The organism is Enterococcus sp. DIV0755b, assembly GCF_051713765.1.
GTDB classification, from domain to species: Bacteria; Bacillota; Bacilli; order Lactobacillales; family Enterococcaceae; genus Enterococcus_C; species Enterococcus_C canintestini.
The window spans coordinates 2,716,387-2,734,106 of record NZ_JBIOQN010000001.1 but is presented as its reverse complement, the minus strand read 5'-3'; the positions used below and the strand labels follow the sequence as shown (position 1 = coordinate 2,734,106).

The window sequence follows — 17,720 nt, the reverse complement described above, 5'->3', positions numbered from 1 at the left end:
GGTTGGATAAATTTTGGCTAAAACTAGCATAAACGCGTCTTGTTTGCTACAATGAAAAAGAATTTTATAACAAGAAAGAAGGATTTAAACAATGATTGCAGCAAGTGACTTACGGGCAGGAATGACATTTGTCCAAGACGGTAAATTGATTAAAGTTTTAGATGCCAGTCATCATAAACCAGGTAAAGGAAATACAGTAATGCGTATGAAACTTCGTGATGTGAGAAGTGGCGCGACTTATGATACTACTTTACGTCCAGATGAAAAATTTGAAAAAGCGCACATTGATACAAAACCGGTACAATATTTATATACAATGGATGATACAGCCTTTTTCATGGATCTAGAAACGTATGAACAATATGAAATTCCAGTCGAAACAATTGAAGAAGAAATGAAATATTTACTAGAAAATATGGAAGTGAAAATCCAATTCTTCGGTTCAGAAGTTATTGGTGTTCAACTACCAACAACAGTCGTTTTAGTTGTAACTGAAACACAACCTTCAATTAAAGGGGCGACTGTAACGGGCTCTGGTAAACCTGCGACAATGGAAACAGGTTTAGTTGTGAACGTTCCAGATTTCATTGAAGCTGGCGAAAGTTTAGAAATCAATACAGCTGAAGGTACTTACATTAAGCGTGCCAAATAATTAAATTTAAAAACCAAGAGTTGTACCTTTCACTCTTGGTTTTTTTGTGCTACTTTTTTGATAAGAAATTTTTACAGAAGGAGGCGTTGAAATGGACTATTTGATTGTAGCTTTTTTTGCCTTTTTTGGTGGTAATGCCCGCTATTTACTAGGCGTGAATTTACCAGTAGTAAATGGTTTTCCGTTGGGGACGTTAGCTGCTAATTTATTAGGGTGTTTTTTATTTAGTTGGCTGGTTAAACATATTATGGCAGATAAAGATGTAAATGGGCGGCTCATTCTCGGGGTTGGAACCGGTTTTTTTGGCGCTTTTACCACGTTTTCTTCTTTTGCATTAGAGACAGTGAAACTATTTGAAGCCAATATCTTTTTGGCATTTATTTATCTTATTTTATCGATTGGTGGCGGCCTTTTTGCAGCTTATCTAGGAGAAAAATTTTGGCGACCTAAAGCAAACAAGGAGGATTTTAAATGAATCTATTACTTGTTGGTTTTGGTGCAGCTTTAGGTGCAATGGCACGTTTTGCAATTAATCGTTTTTTTGAAAAGCGGCCTCATCCTTATCCTTGGGCTACTCAAATTATAAATTTAACCGGTGCTTTTCTTTTAGGCATATTTTCTGGTTTGAACTTAGGGAATGCTCTTTATTTATTTTTAGGAACTGGAATGATGGGAGGCTATACGACTTTTTCAACGTTTAACTTTGAAATGTTAACGTTATATCAAACAAAACGAAAACTTTTTTATTACTATTTTGCTCTTTCTTATGGTGGCGGCCTCTTGTTAAGTTTTCTTGGCGTAGCACTGGGGAGTTTTTTAGCAAAATAAAAAGAACCAAAGCATACGTCTTTTCGCTTTATGATTTTCAGCGAATTGGTATTCTTTGGTTCCTTTTTTTATTTCATTATTTGATAGACGTCTTTTGAAATTTTGGAGATGACTTCATAACCTGTTCCTTGGGTCATTACGCTAATAACATAAGGCTCTTTGGTGTAAACAATCCCACAGTCATGAGCATAACCGCCTAAATCACCAATTTTATGAGCGACGCGAACGGGTAGATATTTGGGTAAACGTTGTTGGTCATAGGTGGTATGGGATAAATAAGTTAAAACTTTGCCTCCTTCAAAATACATTGCTTTTAACAACTGACTATTTTCTTTAGCATTAATGATACTAAAACGGCTCCATTTTCGCCCAATAATACGACTAATTTCATTTTTCATCTTTTGATCGTATTTATTGGCACCATAATAACCTAAAAAGTTGGCGCCTTGATTATCGGAATACTTACAGGTCCAGTTCATAATCGTATCTATGGAGTAATAATTACCATAGCGTTTGGATTGCAATATTCCCGCGCCACCACGCATATAAGATAGTGACATTTTATTAATGGCATCTGTATATCGATATTTTTTATAAGGATTGATTTTTTTAGCATTGATCTGTTTTTGGGTATAGTATAAAACCGGTAGTTTTCCAGTGCTGGCGGCATGGAAATTTTTATTGCCGTTTATTTGTGCTGTGCTGCCATCAGTTAGACTCATCACATGGATCCCTACATTTTTATTTTTATATTTTTTATTGAGTAATTGTTGGACTTTTTTTAATTTTGCTGCTTTTGAAGTCGCTTGTTTAGTGGCACCGGCGTTAATATAACCTTGCCATTTACCCGCTTTATTATAAAGGGTGAGGTAACGAGAGCCGTTGGCATGTTGATAATAGCCACGAGCTATATACAAATTCCCCATTAAATTTTGGCTTGTATTTTTCTTTTTCCATTGGAAGTTTTGCCAAAGTGGCTGATTTTTATTGGTTAAAATAACGGTTTTACCCCATTTTTGATAAATACCTTGCGCTCCTGGTGCGACTTTTACAGCGGCACTATTTAAATAGCCTTGCCATTTTCCTTTTTGATCGTAAAGGGTGTAGTAAGTAGCACCATTTGCATGGCGATAAAGCCCTCTAGCTCGGTAAGTTTTACCATAAACATTTTTTGTTTTATTGCGATAGCGCCACGCAAAGTTTTGGTGAATTTGATAATTTTTATTTGTAATCGTAAGGTATTTACCAAAGGATTGATAAATACCTTGAGGACCTGGAGCAGCAGTGAAAGCTTTAATATTAGCAAAACCAATCCGAACGTGTTTGCCATTTTTTGTTTGATAAAGACTGTAATAGTCATTGCCGTCGACGTGATGATACAATTCTTTGACTAAAAAAGTTTGCTTATCATATTTTTTTGTCGTTAGTGTTGAATTAGCAGTGAGTGACTGAAATAAGGGGTAATTTGCCTTAGTTACGGTCACGTATTTTTGTTGTTTTTCTGCTAAACCGAAAATTGTTGTGGTAGTAGTATCAACTGACTTTATGTAACCGATAAATTTTCCTTGACCATTATAAAGATCAAGATAGTTTTCTCCGTTGACATGGCGATAGAGGTTGCGACTTTGCCAAGTGCGTTTTTTAAGTGTAGCGCTATTTTGCGCTACTTGTAAGTTACTATCTTGCCAATAAGTGTTACTGGTAGTCTTTACACTAACGTATTGCACCTGGCTAGTAGGAATACCTAAGGGGCTGTCACTTAAACGACCACTCAAAGTGTGAACATAAAAAATTGTTTGCCCTTTTAATTTATAGTATTCTGTTCCATCAGTGGTGAGAATTTTACTTAAAACTTGAAAAGTCTGATTGTAATAAGGCGTTGTTGTTGTAACAGCGGCACTGGCTAAATCTTCCCAAACTGGCTGCTCTTTTTTTGTAATAGTGAAATACGGATGACTAGCATTTGTTTCTTTAGTAACTTGCGAGGATGTAACAGTTTTTCTTTGTGATTGTGGTGCTGTCGTGGTGGTACTTGCTGGCAGTTCTTTGCTTGTTTGTGATGTGCTAGTAGTGGATGATGATATACTACTTTGACTTTGTCCACTATCACTTGTCGCAAAAACAGGTGGAGAAGCTACCAATAACCAACCCAGGCCAACCAAAGCCATTCCCAATTTTTTCATTTTATTCCTCCTTTTGTTTCCGCTTTCGATTTAATGGTATCACAAAAAAGATCTCTTTGGAAAAGAGACCTCATAGCGGCTTTAGCGGATTTGATTTTTTGCTTGTTGCTGTTTTAAATAGCGTTCTTTTTGGGGCCGGCTTAATTTTTTAAAGGCAGCTTCTGCTTTGGTGGCACTACTGCGATCCAAAAAAATTTCCGCATGAATCATTTTAAGTGGTCGTCTTTTTTTTAGGCGCGTATATTTAGCGCCGACACCGTCGTTGTGCTCTTTTAAACGGCGGGCTAAATCAGTTGTATAGCCACCATAAAAGGTATTATCATGACACAAAAGAACATAAAAATAATGTTTACTCGCCATAAAGCATCGCCTTTAAAGTAGGGGTATATTCGTTGTTTTTCGAATAGACTGTTAGTGGTGGTAAAATTTTTAAGCCAGCTTTTTTACCATCTTTTATTCCTTCTACTAGCACAATATTAGCGTCTTTACCTTCTTTAGGATAAACAAATTGCACGCGTTTAGGGGCGATGCGATAATGTTGCATCAACTCCAAAATTTCTAAAAAACGATCAGGGCGATGAACCAGAGCAAGGCGGCCGTTCATTTTTAACATTTGACTTGAAACAGAAATGACGTCTGCTAAAGTTGCATGAATTTCGTGACGGGCAATGGCCAGATGAGGATTGGGATTCTTTTCATTTGTCGGCAAATTTTTAAAGTAAGGCGGGTTACACAAGATTAAGTCTAGGGAATCTTTTTTTATAACCGATAGACTGTCTTTTAAATTGAGTTGGTGAACCTTCATTTGTGCTTCTAAATGATTTAAAGCAATACTTCGTTGTGCCATATCAGCTAACCGAGGCTGAATTTCAATTTGTTCGATCTTGGCTTGGGTTTTTTGACTAATAAAAAGGCCCACAGCACCATTGCCAGCACAAAGATCAAGGATTTTACCACGTTTTGGAATCTTAGGGAAATTAGCCAATAAGACAGCATCGATGGAAAATGAAAAAACGTCACTACTTTGAATTATTTGGATGCCTTCAGCGTATAAAGCATCAATGCGTTCATTTTTATTTAACACGTTTTACACCTACAATTATAAAAAATTGAAAATATCTATCCGTATTATACTCGACTGACCTGTGGGTGCAACTTTTTGTTGAAAATCTTGATTCGGTGGCAGAAAACTTTTTAGTAGGTTTAGCAGGTAGAAAATAAGAATAACTAATAGAAGGAAAATATTAAAATTAAAAGAAAGAATGAAGCTATAGATGATGATAAAATGACGTAGGGTAAAAAAAGCTTGTCAAATGGTCTTTTTTTTTGCATACTTAGACCGTATTGCAATAAAACGATATTATCCCGTTTTAAAAATATTTTTAAAGTAGCTTTTTTTTAAAAGTTAGGTACGGGACTAAGCGCATGATAGAAAGGGAGATCAGATGTTTTTTACCATTATGCGGGGAATTGTCCGCTTTCTTTTATTTGTGTTAAACGGAAATGCTGAATTTCAAAACAAGTCAGCCTTACCGCAAGATGAAAATTATATTTTAGTTGCACCCCACAGAACTTGGTGGGATCCTTTATATATGGCAGTAGGGGCGCGTCCGAAAAAATTTAGTTTTATGGCTAAAGAAGAGCTGTTTAAAAATCCAATTTTACGCTTTATTTTAGTTCATGCCAATGCTTTTCCAGTGGATCGACAAAAGCCAGGGCCTTCTGCAATTAAAACACCAGTGAAACTATTGAAAAATTCTGATTTAAGTTTGATTATGTTTCCAAGTGGGACCAGACATTCAACAGAATTAAAAGGTGGCATGGCACTAATAGCTAAAATGGCCAAAGTGAAAATTGTTCCATGTGTCTACCAGGGGCCTTTAACTTTTAAAGACTTATTAAAGCGAAAAAAAGTTACCATGCGGTTTGGGGAACCAATTGATATAAGTGACATAAAAAAAATTGATAAAGACGGGTTAGCGATTGTAGAATCTCGCATTCAAACTGCTTTTGATCAATTGGACCAAACGATTGATCCTAAATTTAAATATATTGCCCAATAAGTTTTTAACCAGCGTATTTTTACGCTGGTTTTTTTATATGTAAAAAAATTAGTGACTTTCATAACGAATAAGAGATTTGCGCTAGCTTTTTTGTTTTATTGAAGGGGAATTTACAACAATCAAAAGATGAAAATTAGTAAGTGTGAAAGTTGAAAAGAATATCTATCTTATACTTATAACTAAAAAATCCAACGCTTTTTGTAAAGAGGCTGAAAGTGTTATAATAGTCAGAAGATGCTTTTTTAGAAAGGTTGGAATGAAATTGCGCTTTTTACATACCGCAGATTGGCATATCGGCAAAAAATTGAATGGCTTTGATCTACTAACGGACCAACGAGCAGTTATTGATCAAATTTTAGCCTTAGCTGTGACAGAACAAGTAGATGCTGTGGTGGTGGCAGGAGATTTATATGATCGGGCAGTACCAGGTGTTGATGCAGTGAATTTATTTAATGAAAAAATTATTGCGTTTAATTTGGAAAATAAGTTGCCCCTACTGACAATTGCCGGTAATCACGACAGTTGTGAACGTCTAAATTTTGGGACACCTTGGTTTAGTAAAACAAATTTTTATTTACATACAGAATTGGCACAGGCCTTTCAACCAGTAGAAATAGCAGATACGCAGTTTTTTCTGTTGCCATACTTTGAACCTTTTAGTGCTCGCTTGTATTTTAAAGATGACAGTATTAAAACCTTAAACGATGCGATGAAAAAAATAGTAGCTGAGATGGAAAAAAAGTTTGATTCCGCAAAGCGCCAGATACTGGTAGCGCATTTTTTTGCCGCTGGTAGTAGTAAAAGTGAGTCGGAAACAAAAATCATGGTCGGCGGATTAGATAGTGTTGCTGTTGATTTATTAAGTTCCTTTGATTATGTCGCATTAGGACACTTACACAATCATCATGCCTTACATCATCCTAGTATCCAATACAGTGGCGCGCCACTAAAATATGCTATTTCAGAAGAAAACCAAACAAAAGGTGTCTATATTGTCGATACAAGTGATTTTTCCCGCACATTTTATCCTTTAACGCCTAAACATGATGTTAGGACAATAACCGCCAGTTACGAAGAGCTTTTATCACCAGCCTTTTATCAGGCGTTTGATTGCGAAGATTTTTTACAAATTCAATTAACTGATCGCGGTGTGATAGCAAATTTAATGAATCAATTAAGAGCAATTTATCCGCGTCTTTTAGGAATTTCTCGCTTGCATCAGATTCAGCAGGAAAGTCAGTTGCATAAACTGCAAAAAAGAAAAGATACCCCTGCTGAAATTGTTCACGACTTTTTCACGGAAATGACAAGTGAAACATTAACTTTAAGCCAAGAAAAGTGGCTAACAAAAGGTTTGCAAACAGCAGCAAAGTTTGATGAGAATAAGTGAAGGAAAGTCTTTATGCAATCTAACAGCTCGCTTTTGCAATTTTTGACAAGGAGGAAACAACAGTTATGCAGCCACGGACTTTACGCATGAAAAACTTTGGTCCTTATCTTGATGAAACCATCGAATTTGGCGCCTTTTCAGACCAAGGATTATTTTTAGTCAGTGGAAAAACAGGTGCAGGTAAAACAACTATTTTTGATGGTATGACCTATGCTTTATTTGGTCAAACCTCTGGTAAATTACGGAATGGTAAAGAGATGCGTTCACTTTTCTCAAAGCCAACAGAAGAAACTGAGGTGACTTTTTCTTTTAGTTATGGTGGTTTACTTTATGAAGTGATGCGCCGTCCTGAACAAGAAGTTCAAAAAAAACGTGGGACCGGCACCACAAAGCGGGCTGGGAAAACGACATTGACTGTTTATGATGAAGCGGGCAATGAGAAGAAACAATATACAAAAAATGTTGATTCTGAATTATATCAACTGCTTCACTTAACTGCAGAACAGTTTTTCAAAATTATTATGTTGCCGCAAGGGGAATTTCGTAATTTTTTAATTGCCTCAAGTACAGATAAAGAACAAGTTTTGCGTCGGCTATTTGATACTGAAATTTATCAAAATTTGCAAACTTGGTTAAAAGAACAAACAGCCGCTAAAAATGAAAGTATTCAAACAAAACAAATGCAAGCCGAAACGTTAGTTGAAAGTTTCAAATGGTTTGAAGAAGCTACTGTTTTTCCATCATTAACAGCCACAAAAAATGCCTGGCAAGAGGATTTAATGGCATTATCGGCTGCTATTAAATCCCAACAAAATGTAGTGGCACAAGATACAGACAAAAAGAAAAAAGCTGAAACAAACTATTACCGCGCACAAGAAGTTAAACAAAATTTTGATGAGCTTGAAAAAGTCCGCAATAAAGCTACTGTCTTAGCACAAAAACAAACAGCCATCTCAAAATTAACAGAGGAGAAAGATTTGCTTTTGTGGGTGCAAAAGCAAATTCCGGTGTTAAATTCGCTTAAATTGGCGTTGGCAAAAGTCAGTTTGCATGGGGATAAACGAGCCGAAGTTCAAAAGCAAGCAGACAAAAATGCAGTCGCACTCGCACAGTGGCAAAATCAAAGAGAAAATGTCAAGAAACTTGCAGTGAAGCTAGAAGACCAAAAAAAAGCACTTCATACTTTAGAATTAAAGTTACCACAGGCAGAACAATTGGAACAAAAGCAACAAATACTTACCGCTCAAAAAAAAGATACGCTTAAAATACACAAAGAAGTAACCAAGATTGAAGAAGCGATTGCAGTTTTGCAAAAAGATTACCAAGAGCAAGCGCAATTGGTAAAAAGAAATAATCAATGGCAAAAAATAATGACCGAGTTAGTCAAAGTGCAACAAAGCGTTAAAGATTATGAAAAATTGACGACGACTAAGACTGAGCTGACAGATAATCTTAAACAAAGGAATCAGTCTTTAAAAGCCATGGAAGTTGCGATATATACACTGCAAACAGAAATTAACGAAGCTGAAGAAAACTACCGCCTACAAAAAAGTAATCATGCCAAAGCGATGATTGCCAAATTAAGTTTAGATCTCATACCCGGTGAACCTTGTCCTGTTTGTGGCGCAACCGAACATCCTAATGTAGCTATTCATCAGCAAGATTCACCAGCGACAGTTAAAGAAAGTGAAGCAGCATTAGAATTAGCTGAAACAAATAAAACCAGATTAAGTGAACAACTGGCTAGAAGCCAAGCGCAAAAAGAGCAATTAGAAAAAGAACGCGTTCACTTAGAAAAACAGGTAAGTCAAATAAGTGATGAAATAATTACGCTAAAAGAAAAAATCGTGGCAGACTTTACGAACTTGCAGACAGAAAAAGTCACTGGAGATATTTTTAAGGAAATTACTACTTTTGCTAGCGTCCAAGCAGAATTAGGGCAACAAATTGAAACAGCCAGTGAAAAACAAGCTGAATTAACCCAAGTAATAGAAAAGCAAAAAGCAGAACTTGCACTTTGGACAAAACGTTATCAAGAACAGACCAATCTTTTGGCTGGCTTAAATGGTGAAATCGACAGTTTAAAAGAACGTGTAGGAGACAGCGACGCTACGCTTTTAAGGAGCCAAATAACAACAATTACTAAAGAAATTTCTGACTTAAGTGAGCAGTTGCAAAAAGATCAAATCACAGGAGAAAATTTGAAGTCTGCAACAAAGAGTTATGCGGTGCAATTAAAAGAGTTGACTGATTATGAAAACCAAGCACAACTAGAAGCTAACCAGTTAAATCAACAAGTAGAACAACTTTTAAAGCAAGCACCTAAAGAATTTTCAAAAGAGCAATTAATGGAAGCAAAAGTCTCTGAACAGCGGTTAAGTGAACTAACTGAAGAAATCGAAAATTATAAAAATGATGTACTTGTTATAAATCAACAAGAAGAAAAACTACAGCAACTTTTAAAAAATGAAACATTACCTGTGGTGGCGGAGCTTTTAACTATTCATGAAAATTCACAAGCCAAGTTAGCTGAAAGTCAGCAACAGCTTTCTTTATTAAAAGTACAGCAAAAAGATAATCAACAGTTACTAGATAAATTAGTAGAATTGTTAAAATCTCACGAACAAGCATTAAATGATTTGGCGGAAATGGAACAGTTGAGTCAAGTATTAAGTGGCAAAAATATGTACAAAACCAGTTTGGAACGCTATGTATTGCAAGCCTATTTAGCGGAAATTTTAGATTTGGCTAATGGTCGTTTACAGCAGTTAACCAATGGGCGTTATCAATTTAGCTTAGCAGAAAAATCCGGTGGTGGACGTGGTCAAAAGGGGCTAGACATCGATATTTATGATGATAATGCCGGTCAAACAAGACGGGTACAAACCCTTTCAGGCGGAGAAAGTTTTATTGCTGCTTTAGCCTTAGCACTCGCGTTAGCTGATGTGATTCAAAATCGTACCGGTGGTATTGCCTTAGATGCTTTATTTATTGATGAAGGTTTTGGTTCACTTGATGAAGAGGCATTGGAGATGGCATTAGAAGCATTAAGTACATTGGAAACAGAAGGACGTTTAATTGGTATTATCAGCCACGTACCTGCCTTAAAAGAAAAAATCGTGAGACAAATAAATGTGAAAACCAATGGGGCAGGACAAAGTAAAATTGCACTAAAATTAGATTAATAACAGCACTTGGCTGTTTGCAATCATAAGATAGGAGAGATTTGGGTGAAGTGGAGTATTCCTGAAAAAGTGATTGAACGAGGGCGAACATACCTCAATGAAGGAAGAGTACTATCGGTAACGCCGGATCCGGCCAATAAAGTTTGGCATGCTGTGGTATTAGGTAGCGAGGAATATTTAGTCGACTTAGATGCGACGGCAAAAGAAGAAGACTATTGTCAATGCCCGTATTGGGAAGAACATCATTACTGCAAACATACCGTGGCAGTTGAATTATTTTTACGTCAACAAGGAAAAACCCGTTTTATGAGCAGTATGGAACAACCTGTGAAAAGTAAATTTTCAACAGCAGAATTGTTTACCAACGGTTTTGCGAAATTAAAGCTACCGGCAGCAGAAGATAAAGCGATTGCGTTGCGTTTACAATTTAACATCGATGCCATTGAAACAAATCCCTATCATAAAGAACTAGCAGTTTTTGGCATCAGTTTAAAAGTTGGACAAAGAGGGACGACGCGCAATTATATTGTCAAAAATATTTACAAATTTTTACAAGCCTATTCCGAACAAAAGAAAATATTAATTAATAAACAACACAGCTTTTTAATTGAGCCAAAAGCATTTACTCCTGATGTAAATCAGGCTCTGACAGTTTTATGGGGAATGGCCCAAACCCAACAATTAATGGGACAAACTGGGATTTTAGTTAATGGTAAATTAGATAAAAAATATTTATTAGTACCAATTGGCTGGGGCAAACAGCTGTTGGAAATGTTAAGTAAACTAGGTGCGACCTTTGGTTATGATGACAAAAAATTGAATCCGATTCTTTTTTCTGATGTAGCATTACCTTTAGCTTTTTCAGTAAGAAAAGAAAATGAACAGTTTGTTTTAGCTGTTGAAAAAGATTATGACCAAGTGTTCAATTATTATCACTGGGGTGTGATTGATGAAAAAATTCATTCTTTAAGTAGTTGCCAACAAGAAATTTATTTAACGTTAGATCAGTTATTAAAACGAATTGAAAAAAAAGAAATACCTTATGCCAAAAAAGAATTATCGGTCTTGTTTAAACAAGTTCTACCGCTACTGCGTCAAATCGGGGAAGTGCATATTGCTAAAGAGGTATATCAATATATTAGCGATGAAGATTTAAGTATTAATTTTATTTTGCGTAAGAAAAAAGGGCAGGTTGCCGTAGAATTGCAGTTTATTTATGGTGAGGCAGTTTTTTCCACTAACAGTGCCCATAATGTCCAACAAGAAAATCAGCCAGAAGTATTGCGCGATTATCAAAAAGAAGATCGTGCCCGCCATTTGTTACAACAACAAGGTTATAAGGAAAATGAGACAGGCTTTTTTAAAGATCTACCTACTGGAAGTGATTTGTATTATTTCTTTACCCGGGAGTTGCCTACCTTACAACAACTAGGCACAGTAAAACTGGGCAAAAAATTACGCGAATTGTACTTAGATGCGCACAAAATTGAACCAGAAGTTAAAGTAGACAGTGACGGTTCGTGGTTGGATGTGCATTTTGATATTTCTGGCATTGGTGAAAAAGAAATTGATAATATTTTGCAAAGTTTATTAAATCAAGATGCCTTTTATACATTAGCAAATGGTCAAATTTTATCCCTTGAGACGCCTGAATTTCAAGAAACTAGTGCTGTCTTACAAAAATTGCGCCAAACAAAAAGCCAAGCTGGTGTGATTAAGATGCCGCTAAATCAGGGGCTTGTGTTACAAGATCAGTTAAAAGATGCCAATGTTTCTTTTAGTGAATATTTTACGCAGATGGTCAAAGATTTAACTCATCCTGAAAACTATCCAGCCTCATTACCAGCAGGTTTAAATGCCGACTTGCGTCCTTATCAAGTAACGGGATTTCGTTGGCTGAAAATGTTGTCTCACTATCAATTTGGCGGTATTTTGGCAGATGAAATGGGACTAGGAAAGACATTACAGACGATTGCTTATCTCCTGTCAGAAAAGCAAGCAGATGCCAATAAAACGTCTTTAATTGTCGCTCCTGCTAGTTTAACTTTTAACTGGTTAGCTGAATTGAAAAAATTTGCGCCAAGTTTAAAAGCTGCTGTAGTTGGAGGCAACAAACAAGAGCGTATCAATTGTTTAGCCCAGGAAGTGGATATCTATATCACCTCTTATGCTAGTCTAAGACAAGATATTGATTTATATCGCGAATTATCTTTAGATCAGTTGATTTTAGACGAAGCACAAATGGTGAAAAATGCAGCAACTAAGACTGCCAAAGCTTTACGTTCATTAGTAATACCACACCGTTTTGCCTTAAGCGGAACGCCAATTGAGAATAATTTAGAAGAATTGTGGTCTTTATTTGAAATGATTATGCCAGGATTTTTCCCAAGTCAACAGCGTTATCGCCAGTTATCAGCAGAGCAAATTGCGCAAATGATTAAGCCTTTTGTATTAAGACGAGATAAGAAGACCGTCTTAAAAGATTTACCAGAAAAACTAGAAACCAATTATTACAGTGCACTAACCGAAGATCAAAAGAAAATCTACTTGGCCTATTTACGTCAGATGCGAGAAGAAATTAGTCAAATGGATGCTGCTGCCTTTAAGAAAAATCGGATCAGCATTTTAGCAGGTTTAACCCGATTGCGGCAGATTTGTTGTGATCCTAAACTCTTTATTGACGATTATGAAGGAACTTCTGGAAAACTAGAACAAGTCAAAGACTTAATTCAAGCCGCTCAAGAAAATGGCCGTCGCGTTCTTTTATTCTCACAATTTACTGGGATGTTAACAATTATTGAAGAAGAATTAGCTAAATTAGGCTTTGAGAGTTTCTACTTACGTGGTAGCACCCCGCCAAAAGATCGCATTGCGATGGTGGATGCTTTTAACAACGGAGAAAAAGACGTCTTTTTGATTTCTTTAAAAGCCGGCGGAACTGGTTTAAACTTAACCGGTGCTGATACTGTCATCTTATATGATCTGTGGTGGAATCCAGCAGTAGAAGAACAAGCAGCTGGTCGGGCACATCGGATTGGTCAAGAAAAAGTTGTCGAAGTCTGGCGTATGATTGCAGAGGGAACAATTGAAGAACGCATGAACGCACTTCAGCAAGATAAGCGAGAATTGTTCCAAAAAGTTATTCAAGGCAATGAAACCCAATTACAGCAACTTACAGAAGCCGATATTCGGATGATTTTAAGCGCTGGAGAATAATCGCTAACAAAAAAAGCGCATTGTCTTTTCTAAAAGAGGCAATGTGCTTTTTTTATTACATTAAAAAATTGCTTTTATCGTTGGTGTTAGTTGATCAAAAGAAGTCAATTCAATATCTTGAATCGCTTTTTCACCAGCTGGAATTTTTCGGTTACGGTGGTTGAACCATAATGATTTCCAACCGGCACTTTTGGCGCCAACCACGTCATTTTCAAAACTATCGCCGACATATAAAGTATTTTCCGGAACGAGGTTAAATTCTTTTTGTGCCAATTCAAAAATTTGGCGGTCAGGTTTTTGAAAGCCAGTTGCTTGTGAGATAATCACATTATCTTCTTTGACCCAGTTCAAGAGTTTTAATTGCATAATTTTTTTATATTGGTGATCTGTGGGGCCATTTGTAATAATACTAATGGGGATTTTTTTGGCTTTTAAAAAGTTTAGTGTTTCAAAAACTGCTTCATGCATGACGATATTATCTAGCTCTTCTTCATAAACTTTTTGAAATTCCAAGGCTTCAGCTTCGGTAACTGCAGGGTAATCTAAGTCCTTTAACGATGCCATAATGCGGTAATTACGCATATAAGTTAAACTCCACTTTCCTTTGGCAACATTACAAAAAGTTTCATCACTATGAAAACGAAAACGAATATAAAGATCATGCATATCTGTATCCATTACTAAGGGAAGAACACGGTGTACAGCATTACGAAAAGGTTGTTGCTGATCATAAATTGTATCATCGACATCAAAAACAATTGCGTTAATCAAAAAAGGCCATTCCTTTCAAATTTTCTGCAAATTTCATAAGATCCTGATTCATTCTAACGAAAAGCAGTATAAAATTAAAGAGCAAAACGCTGATTTATAAAGGTTTTCTTTACCTAATTAAGAACAAAGCTTTTCAGGAAAGAAAAATTAGATTGCAGTTTTTTTTACTTAAAAAATAATGCTCTCTTTCACAATCTCGGTCATCGTTGTAGCATTCAGATAATTAAAACCGAGGACCCAATATTCAAAAATTAAGAAATATTAAAAGTAATATGACTAAAAAATAGCATCAATATTTAATTTTATTTTATTTCTGAATTTTCTGAACAAATTAACTATCGCCAGAATAATTAAAAAAATATTTTTTTCCAATGATATTTTCACAATCAATTTGCTAATTTTTTGTTAGTAATTTATTACAGATTTGTCTTGAGAAAGCAGAAGAAAATAACGTTAGTCTTATAAATAATTATCATATTTTTTATTATTTGCTAAAAATATTGATTAAAACCGTGATAAAAGCAGTTGGATTTGTCTATACAAATTTATTGTTGTGTATGCAACAAATTTTAAAAAACGAAATTCGATAAATTATATAACATATTTTATTATTGTGTTCTATTATTTTTTACAATTACACGCTGTGCTATATATAAGCAAATAAATGGCAATAAAATTTGATAATTCTAATCTTTCTAACGTGAAAACTAGTGAAAACGTAAGTAGTCTGGGAATGTATCATTAAGATAACTTTAATTTTTTAAAATTTTTTTTGAGAAAAGGGTAGTATTTTTTTTTTGAATTAGGTATAATGAACTCAGATGAAATTATAAGTAATGTCAAAAAGAGATTGCTTATAATAATTAAGAAGGAGTGATACACGTTGTTGACACTTTATACTTCCCCCAGCTGTACATCGTGCAGAAAAGCTCGCGCGTGGTTGCAAGAGCACGAAATTCCCTTTGTTGAACGTAATATTTTTTCAGAACCTTTGAATATTACCGAATTAAAGGCGATTTTACAAATGACTGAAGACGGGACAGAAGAAATCATTTCTACTCGCTCAAAAGTCTTCCAAAAATTGAATATTGACTTAGATGATTTACCATTAAAAGAATTACTAGATTTGGTGCAAAAGAACCCTGGTTTGTTACGTCGACCAATCATGATTGACGAAAAACGTCTGCAAGTAGGCTTCAACGAAGATGAAATTAGACGTTTCTTACCACGTGAAGTGCGTCAATTAGAATTACGACATGCACAGTTAATGGCTGGTTTATAAGATAGTTAAAAGCTCCGACAAGTACTTGTCGGAGCTTTTTTATTGGGTGAAATTCTATCTTTGTCATTTTTGAAAGAATAAGTTAGCTACTATTTGTATTCATAGTTTTTCAGTTTTTACCGGATTTTATCGCTGGATTTTTAAGATTTACTAAATCACGAGGTTTTCCTTTACATTTGATAAGGTTCCGTTACAATGTAGCTATAATGTTAGAAAAGCGAGGTGTAGCTAAGATGGAAATGGAACATATTAACGAAAATACGATTCGTGTTCTCATTAAAAGCGAAGATTTAGCTGCCCGAGGGATTACCTTCTTAGATCTACTAGGTAACCACAATGAAATTGAAAACTTCTTTTATAGTATTTTAGAAGAGGTAGATATCAATGAAGAATTTAAAGGCAGTGAAGCTGTTACTTTCCAAGTATTGCCAAAAGGTGATGGATTGGAACTTTTTATCAGTAAAAATATCCCCAATGAAGAATTTACCAACTTGGAACAAATTGCAGATGGTAGTGCCGAAGAGGTGAGTGATTTCTTGAAAAAACATATCGCAGAACAATTACAAGAAGTCCAAGAAGAAGAAGAGACGACAGAAATTAAACGAAATTATGTCTTTGAAATGATAGATTTTGAACAAATGATTCAATTAGCCCATGAATTTGAAGGTGGGGATGGGGTATTAACCAATCTTTATGAGTTAAATCATTTTTACTTCTTAGAAATTCAGTTTACTGATGAATACTTGTTGCAAAATCAAATTGATGATTACTTAGCTTGTCTAAGTGAGTTCGCTCGCCTAAGTCAAGTGACACCAGAAGTTTTAGCCGAACACGGTAAGCTTTTAATGGAACGCAATGCGCTAGCAACAACGCGCCACTACTTTTAAGCGATAAGACTTGGATTTTTCCAAGTCTTTTTTTGTTAAAAGCGTTATGTTAAATACTAGCAGGTTGCAAAAAGCCAAACAAATTCGTTTGGCTTTTTTATTTGCCGATAGTTTGCCGGCGAACTAGTTAATAGATAGCCTTTATATAGTTTTAATTTTAAAAAAGAGTTTGGCACCATAAGCAAGATTGTGCGTAGATGCTTGTGGGGGATGAAAATGTTAATCGCCAAAAATAAAAAAGGGGAGCTAGTATCGGCACTAAATGCTAAAAGGGAAGAAGAATTTGTTTGTCCAGCCTGTGAGAAAAAATTATGTTTAAAACATGGGCAAAAACAGCAACCGCACTTTGCTCATTGGAAAAAAGACGCCTGTCAAACTTTATCAGAAGGGGAGACTACGGAACATTTAATGGGAAAAGTCTGGCTCAGTCAAAGACTAACCAACAGTAGCTTAGAAGTTTACTTACCTCTTTTAAAGCAGCGACCGGACCTATTACTTGCTCAAACACCCATTGAGTTTCAATGTTCTTCATTGTCGCTGCAACGTTTCAAAGAGCGTACTTATAATTATTTGAACTATCAGTATGAACCTTGGTGGATCGTTGGCAAAAAATTTGTGCCCAGCCAACAGATGAGCCAGTTACAAAAAGGTTTTTGTTATTGGGCTAAGACGGCTTATTTATGACATTTGGATATCACAGCCCAACAGTTGCGTATTTATTATCTGACTAGCTGGGATTATAATCGTGGTTATCATTGGCAATGTCAAAATATAGCGCAAGATAGCTCATTGACACAAAAAAATTCAGCCAGTTTAAATTTAAAGCCAACTACAACTTATTGGCATACGGTCGCTTATAAACGTTTTTTACGCCAACGGCTTTTTCGGCGACAACCACGTTTTTTACGCCTTCAACATTTTTTTTATTTAAAAAGAGAAAATTTACTTGAATTACCGTTTTGGTGTTATGCCAGCAGTCGTTATCACTTTTTCTTTGAACATGAATTATTGGTGTTACGTTGGTTGTTTCTCCAAAGCAAAAATTGGCAGCACTGGTTATGGCAACTGGCTAAACTTGAATGGCAATGGGATTTTCCTCTAGTCTGTCAAAAAAGCATTTTAAGAGAAATTTATTTGGAGTGCCAGGTCTTATCTGGGCAGAAAAAGGGAAGTTTTTCACCACCAAAATAGCGCAATTATGATAGTATAGAAGATAATCGAAGAGAGATTCTTTTCGTTTAAGTACTTATCAGGAGGTTTTAG

15 protein-coding genes are annotated in these 17,720 nt (G+C 35.6%); 11 read left to right on the top strand and 4 right to left on the bottom strand.

Going from position 1 to position 17,720, the window contains the following annotated elements; all coding sequences use genetic code 11:
* The first annotated feature begins 91 nt into the window (after positions 1 to 91).
* The 3 genes from efp (at position 92) to IGI65_RS13180 (ending at position 1,480) form a co-directional block, all read left to right on the top strand.
* Positions 92 to 652 (top strand): elongation factor P, encoded by a 561-nt coding sequence (gene efp, locus IGI65_RS13190; protein ID WP_071864491.1) that lies wholly within the window; start codon positions 92 to 94, stop codon positions 650 to 652.
* 91 nt (positions 653 to 743) lie between these two features.
* Positions 744 to 1,127, top strand: coding sequence for a fluoride efflux transporter FluC (locus tag IGI65_RS13185; protein ID WP_095007017.1), 384 nt, complete (start codon positions 744 to 746; stop codon positions 1,125 to 1,127).
* Positions 1,124 to 1,480 (top strand): fluoride efflux transporter FluC, encoded by a 357-nt coding sequence (locus IGI65_RS13180; RefSeq protein ID WP_071864493.1) that lies wholly within the window; start codon positions 1,124 to 1,126, stop codon positions 1,478 to 1,480. Before IGI65_RS13185 ends, IGI65_RS13180 begins: the two co-directional genes overlap by 4 nt.
* Positions 1,481 to 1,548: 68 nt before the next feature.
* Here the strand turns inward: IGI65_RS13180 and IGI65_RS13175 are convergent, their stop codons facing one another.
* The 3 genes from IGI65_RS13175 to IGI65_RS13165 all read right to left on the bottom strand — a co-directional run bounded on the left by IGI65_RS13175 (position 1,549) and on the right by IGI65_RS13165 (position 4,747).
* On the bottom strand, positions 1,549 to 3,663 hold the full coding sequence (locus tag IGI65_RS13175) for a serine hydrolase (RefSeq protein ID WP_438774322.1): 2,115 nt from the start codon (positions 3,661 to 3,663) through the stop codon (positions 1,549 to 1,551).
* 81 nt (positions 3,664 to 3,744) lie between these two features.
* Positions 3,745 to 4,023, bottom strand: a complete 279-nt coding sequence (locus IGI65_RS13170; protein WP_438774321.1) for a GIY-YIG nuclease family protein — start codon at positions 4,021 to 4,023, stop codon at positions 3,745 to 3,747.
* Positions 4,013 to 4,747: a tRNA1(Val) (adenine(37)-N6)-methyltransferase gene (locus tag IGI65_RS13165; protein ID WP_438774320.1), complete on the bottom strand. Its 735-nt coding sequence runs from the start codon at positions 4,745 to 4,747 to the stop codon at positions 4,013 to 4,015. Before IGI65_RS13165 ends, IGI65_RS13170 begins: the two co-directional genes overlap by 11 nt.
* Before the next feature lie 361 nt (positions 4,748 to 5,108).
* On the opposite strand from IGI65_RS13165, the gene IGI65_RS13160 reads away from it, so the two are divergent.
* The 4 genes from IGI65_RS13160 to IGI65_RS13145 all read left to right on the top strand — a co-directional run bounded on the left by IGI65_RS13160 (position 5,109) and on the right by IGI65_RS13145 (position 13,517).
* Positions 5,109 to 5,726 carry a lysophospholipid acyltransferase family protein gene (locus IGI65_RS13160; RefSeq protein WP_071864497.1) on the top strand — a complete coding sequence of 206 codons (618 nt, stop codon included), beginning with the start codon at positions 5,109 to 5,111 and terminating at the stop codon, positions 5,724 to 5,726.
* Between the two features lie 262 nt (positions 5,727 to 5,988).
* Positions 5,989 to 7,116, top strand: coding sequence for an exonuclease SbcCD subunit D (locus IGI65_RS13155; protein WP_438774440.1), 1,128 nt, complete (start codon positions 5,989 to 5,991; stop codon positions 7,114 to 7,116).
* 65 nt (positions 7,117 to 7,181) lie between these two features.
* Positions 7,182 to 10,301: an AAA family ATPase gene (locus IGI65_RS13150; protein ID WP_438774319.1), complete on the top strand. Its 3,120-nt coding sequence runs from the start codon at positions 7,182 to 7,184 to the stop codon at positions 10,299 to 10,301.
* Between the two features lie 45 nt (positions 10,302 to 10,346).
* Positions 10,347 to 13,517, top strand: coding sequence for an SNF2 helicase associated domain-containing protein (locus IGI65_RS13145; protein ID WP_438774318.1), 3,171 nt, complete (start codon positions 10,347 to 10,349; stop codon positions 13,515 to 13,517).
* Positions 13,518 to 13,577: 60 nt separating this feature from the next.
* Here the strand turns inward: IGI65_RS13145 and IGI65_RS13140 are convergent, their stop codons facing one another.
* A complete protein-coding gene (locus tag IGI65_RS13140; protein ID WP_438774317.1) occupies positions 13,578 to 14,288 on the bottom strand; it encodes an HAD family hydrolase in 711 nt (236 codons plus the stop codon).
* 883 nt (positions 14,289 to 15,171) lie between these two features.
* On the opposite strand from IGI65_RS13140, the gene spxA reads away from it, so the two are divergent.
* From spxA to IGI65_RS13120, 4 genes are all read left to right on the top strand, one after another.
* Positions 15,172 to 15,570, top strand: a complete 399-nt coding sequence (gene spxA, locus IGI65_RS13135; RefSeq protein WP_016171276.1) for a transcriptional regulator SpxA — start codon at positions 15,172 to 15,174, stop codon at positions 15,568 to 15,570.
* A gap of 233 nt (positions 15,571 to 15,803) precedes the next feature.
* Positions 15,804 to 16,457 (top strand): adaptor protein MecA, encoded by a 654-nt coding sequence (locus IGI65_RS13130; protein WP_071864501.1) that lies wholly within the window; start codon positions 15,804 to 15,806, stop codon positions 16,455 to 16,457.
* A gap of 216 nt (positions 16,458 to 16,673) precedes the next feature.
* Positions 16,674 to 17,141, top strand: a complete 468-nt coding sequence (locus IGI65_RS13125) for a competence protein CoiA (RefSeq protein ID WP_438774316.1) — start codon at positions 16,674 to 16,676, stop codon at positions 17,139 to 17,141.
* A 3-nt stretch (positions 17,142 to 17,144) separates the two neighbouring features.
* Positions 17,145 to 17,648 carry a hypothetical protein gene (locus tag IGI65_RS13120; RefSeq protein ID WP_438774315.1) on the top strand — a complete coding sequence of 168 codons (504 nt, stop codon included), beginning with the start codon at positions 17,145 to 17,147 and terminating at the stop codon, positions 17,646 to 17,648.
* The last annotated feature ends 72 nt before the right edge of the window (positions 17,649 to 17,720 follow it).

What these genes read in the sequence shown, in the direction of transcription:
- IGI65_RS13150 (WP_438774319.1), top strand. Translation starts at nt 7,182, where the DNA reads ATGCAGCCACGGACTTTACGCATGAAAAACTTTGGTCCTTATCTTGAT.
- IGI65_RS13130 (WP_071864501.1), top strand. Translation starts at nt 15,804, where the DNA reads ATGGAAATGGAACATATTAACGAAAATACGATTCGTGTTCTCATTAAA.
- efp (WP_071864491.1), top strand. Translation starts at nt 92, where the DNA reads ATGATTGCAGCAAGTGACTTACGGGCAGGAATGACATTTGTCCAAGAC.
- IGI65_RS13180 (WP_071864493.1), top strand. Translation starts at nt 1,124, where the DNA reads ATGAATCTATTACTTGTTGGTTTTGGTGCAGCTTTAGGTGCAATGGCA.
- IGI65_RS13170 (WP_438774321.1), bottom strand. Translation starts at nt 4,023, where the DNA reads ATGGCGAGTAAACATTATTTTTATGTTCTTTTGTGTCATGATAATACC.
- IGI65_RS13160 (WP_071864497.1), top strand. Translation starts at nt 5,109, where the DNA reads ATGTTTTTTACCATTATGCGGGGAATTGTCCGCTTTCTTTTATTTGTG.
- IGI65_RS13175 (WP_438774322.1), bottom strand. Translation starts at nt 3,663, where the DNA reads ATGAAAAAATTGGGAATGGCTTTGGTTGGCCTGGGTTGGTTATTGGTA.
- IGI65_RS13185 (WP_095007017.1), top strand. Translation starts at nt 744, where the DNA reads ATGGACTATTTGATTGTAGCTTTTTTTGCCTTTTTTGGTGGTAATGCC.
- IGI65_RS13125 (WP_438774316.1), top strand. Translation starts at nt 16,674, where the DNA reads ATGTTAATCGCCAAAAATAAAAAAGGGGAGCTAGTATCGGCACTAAAT.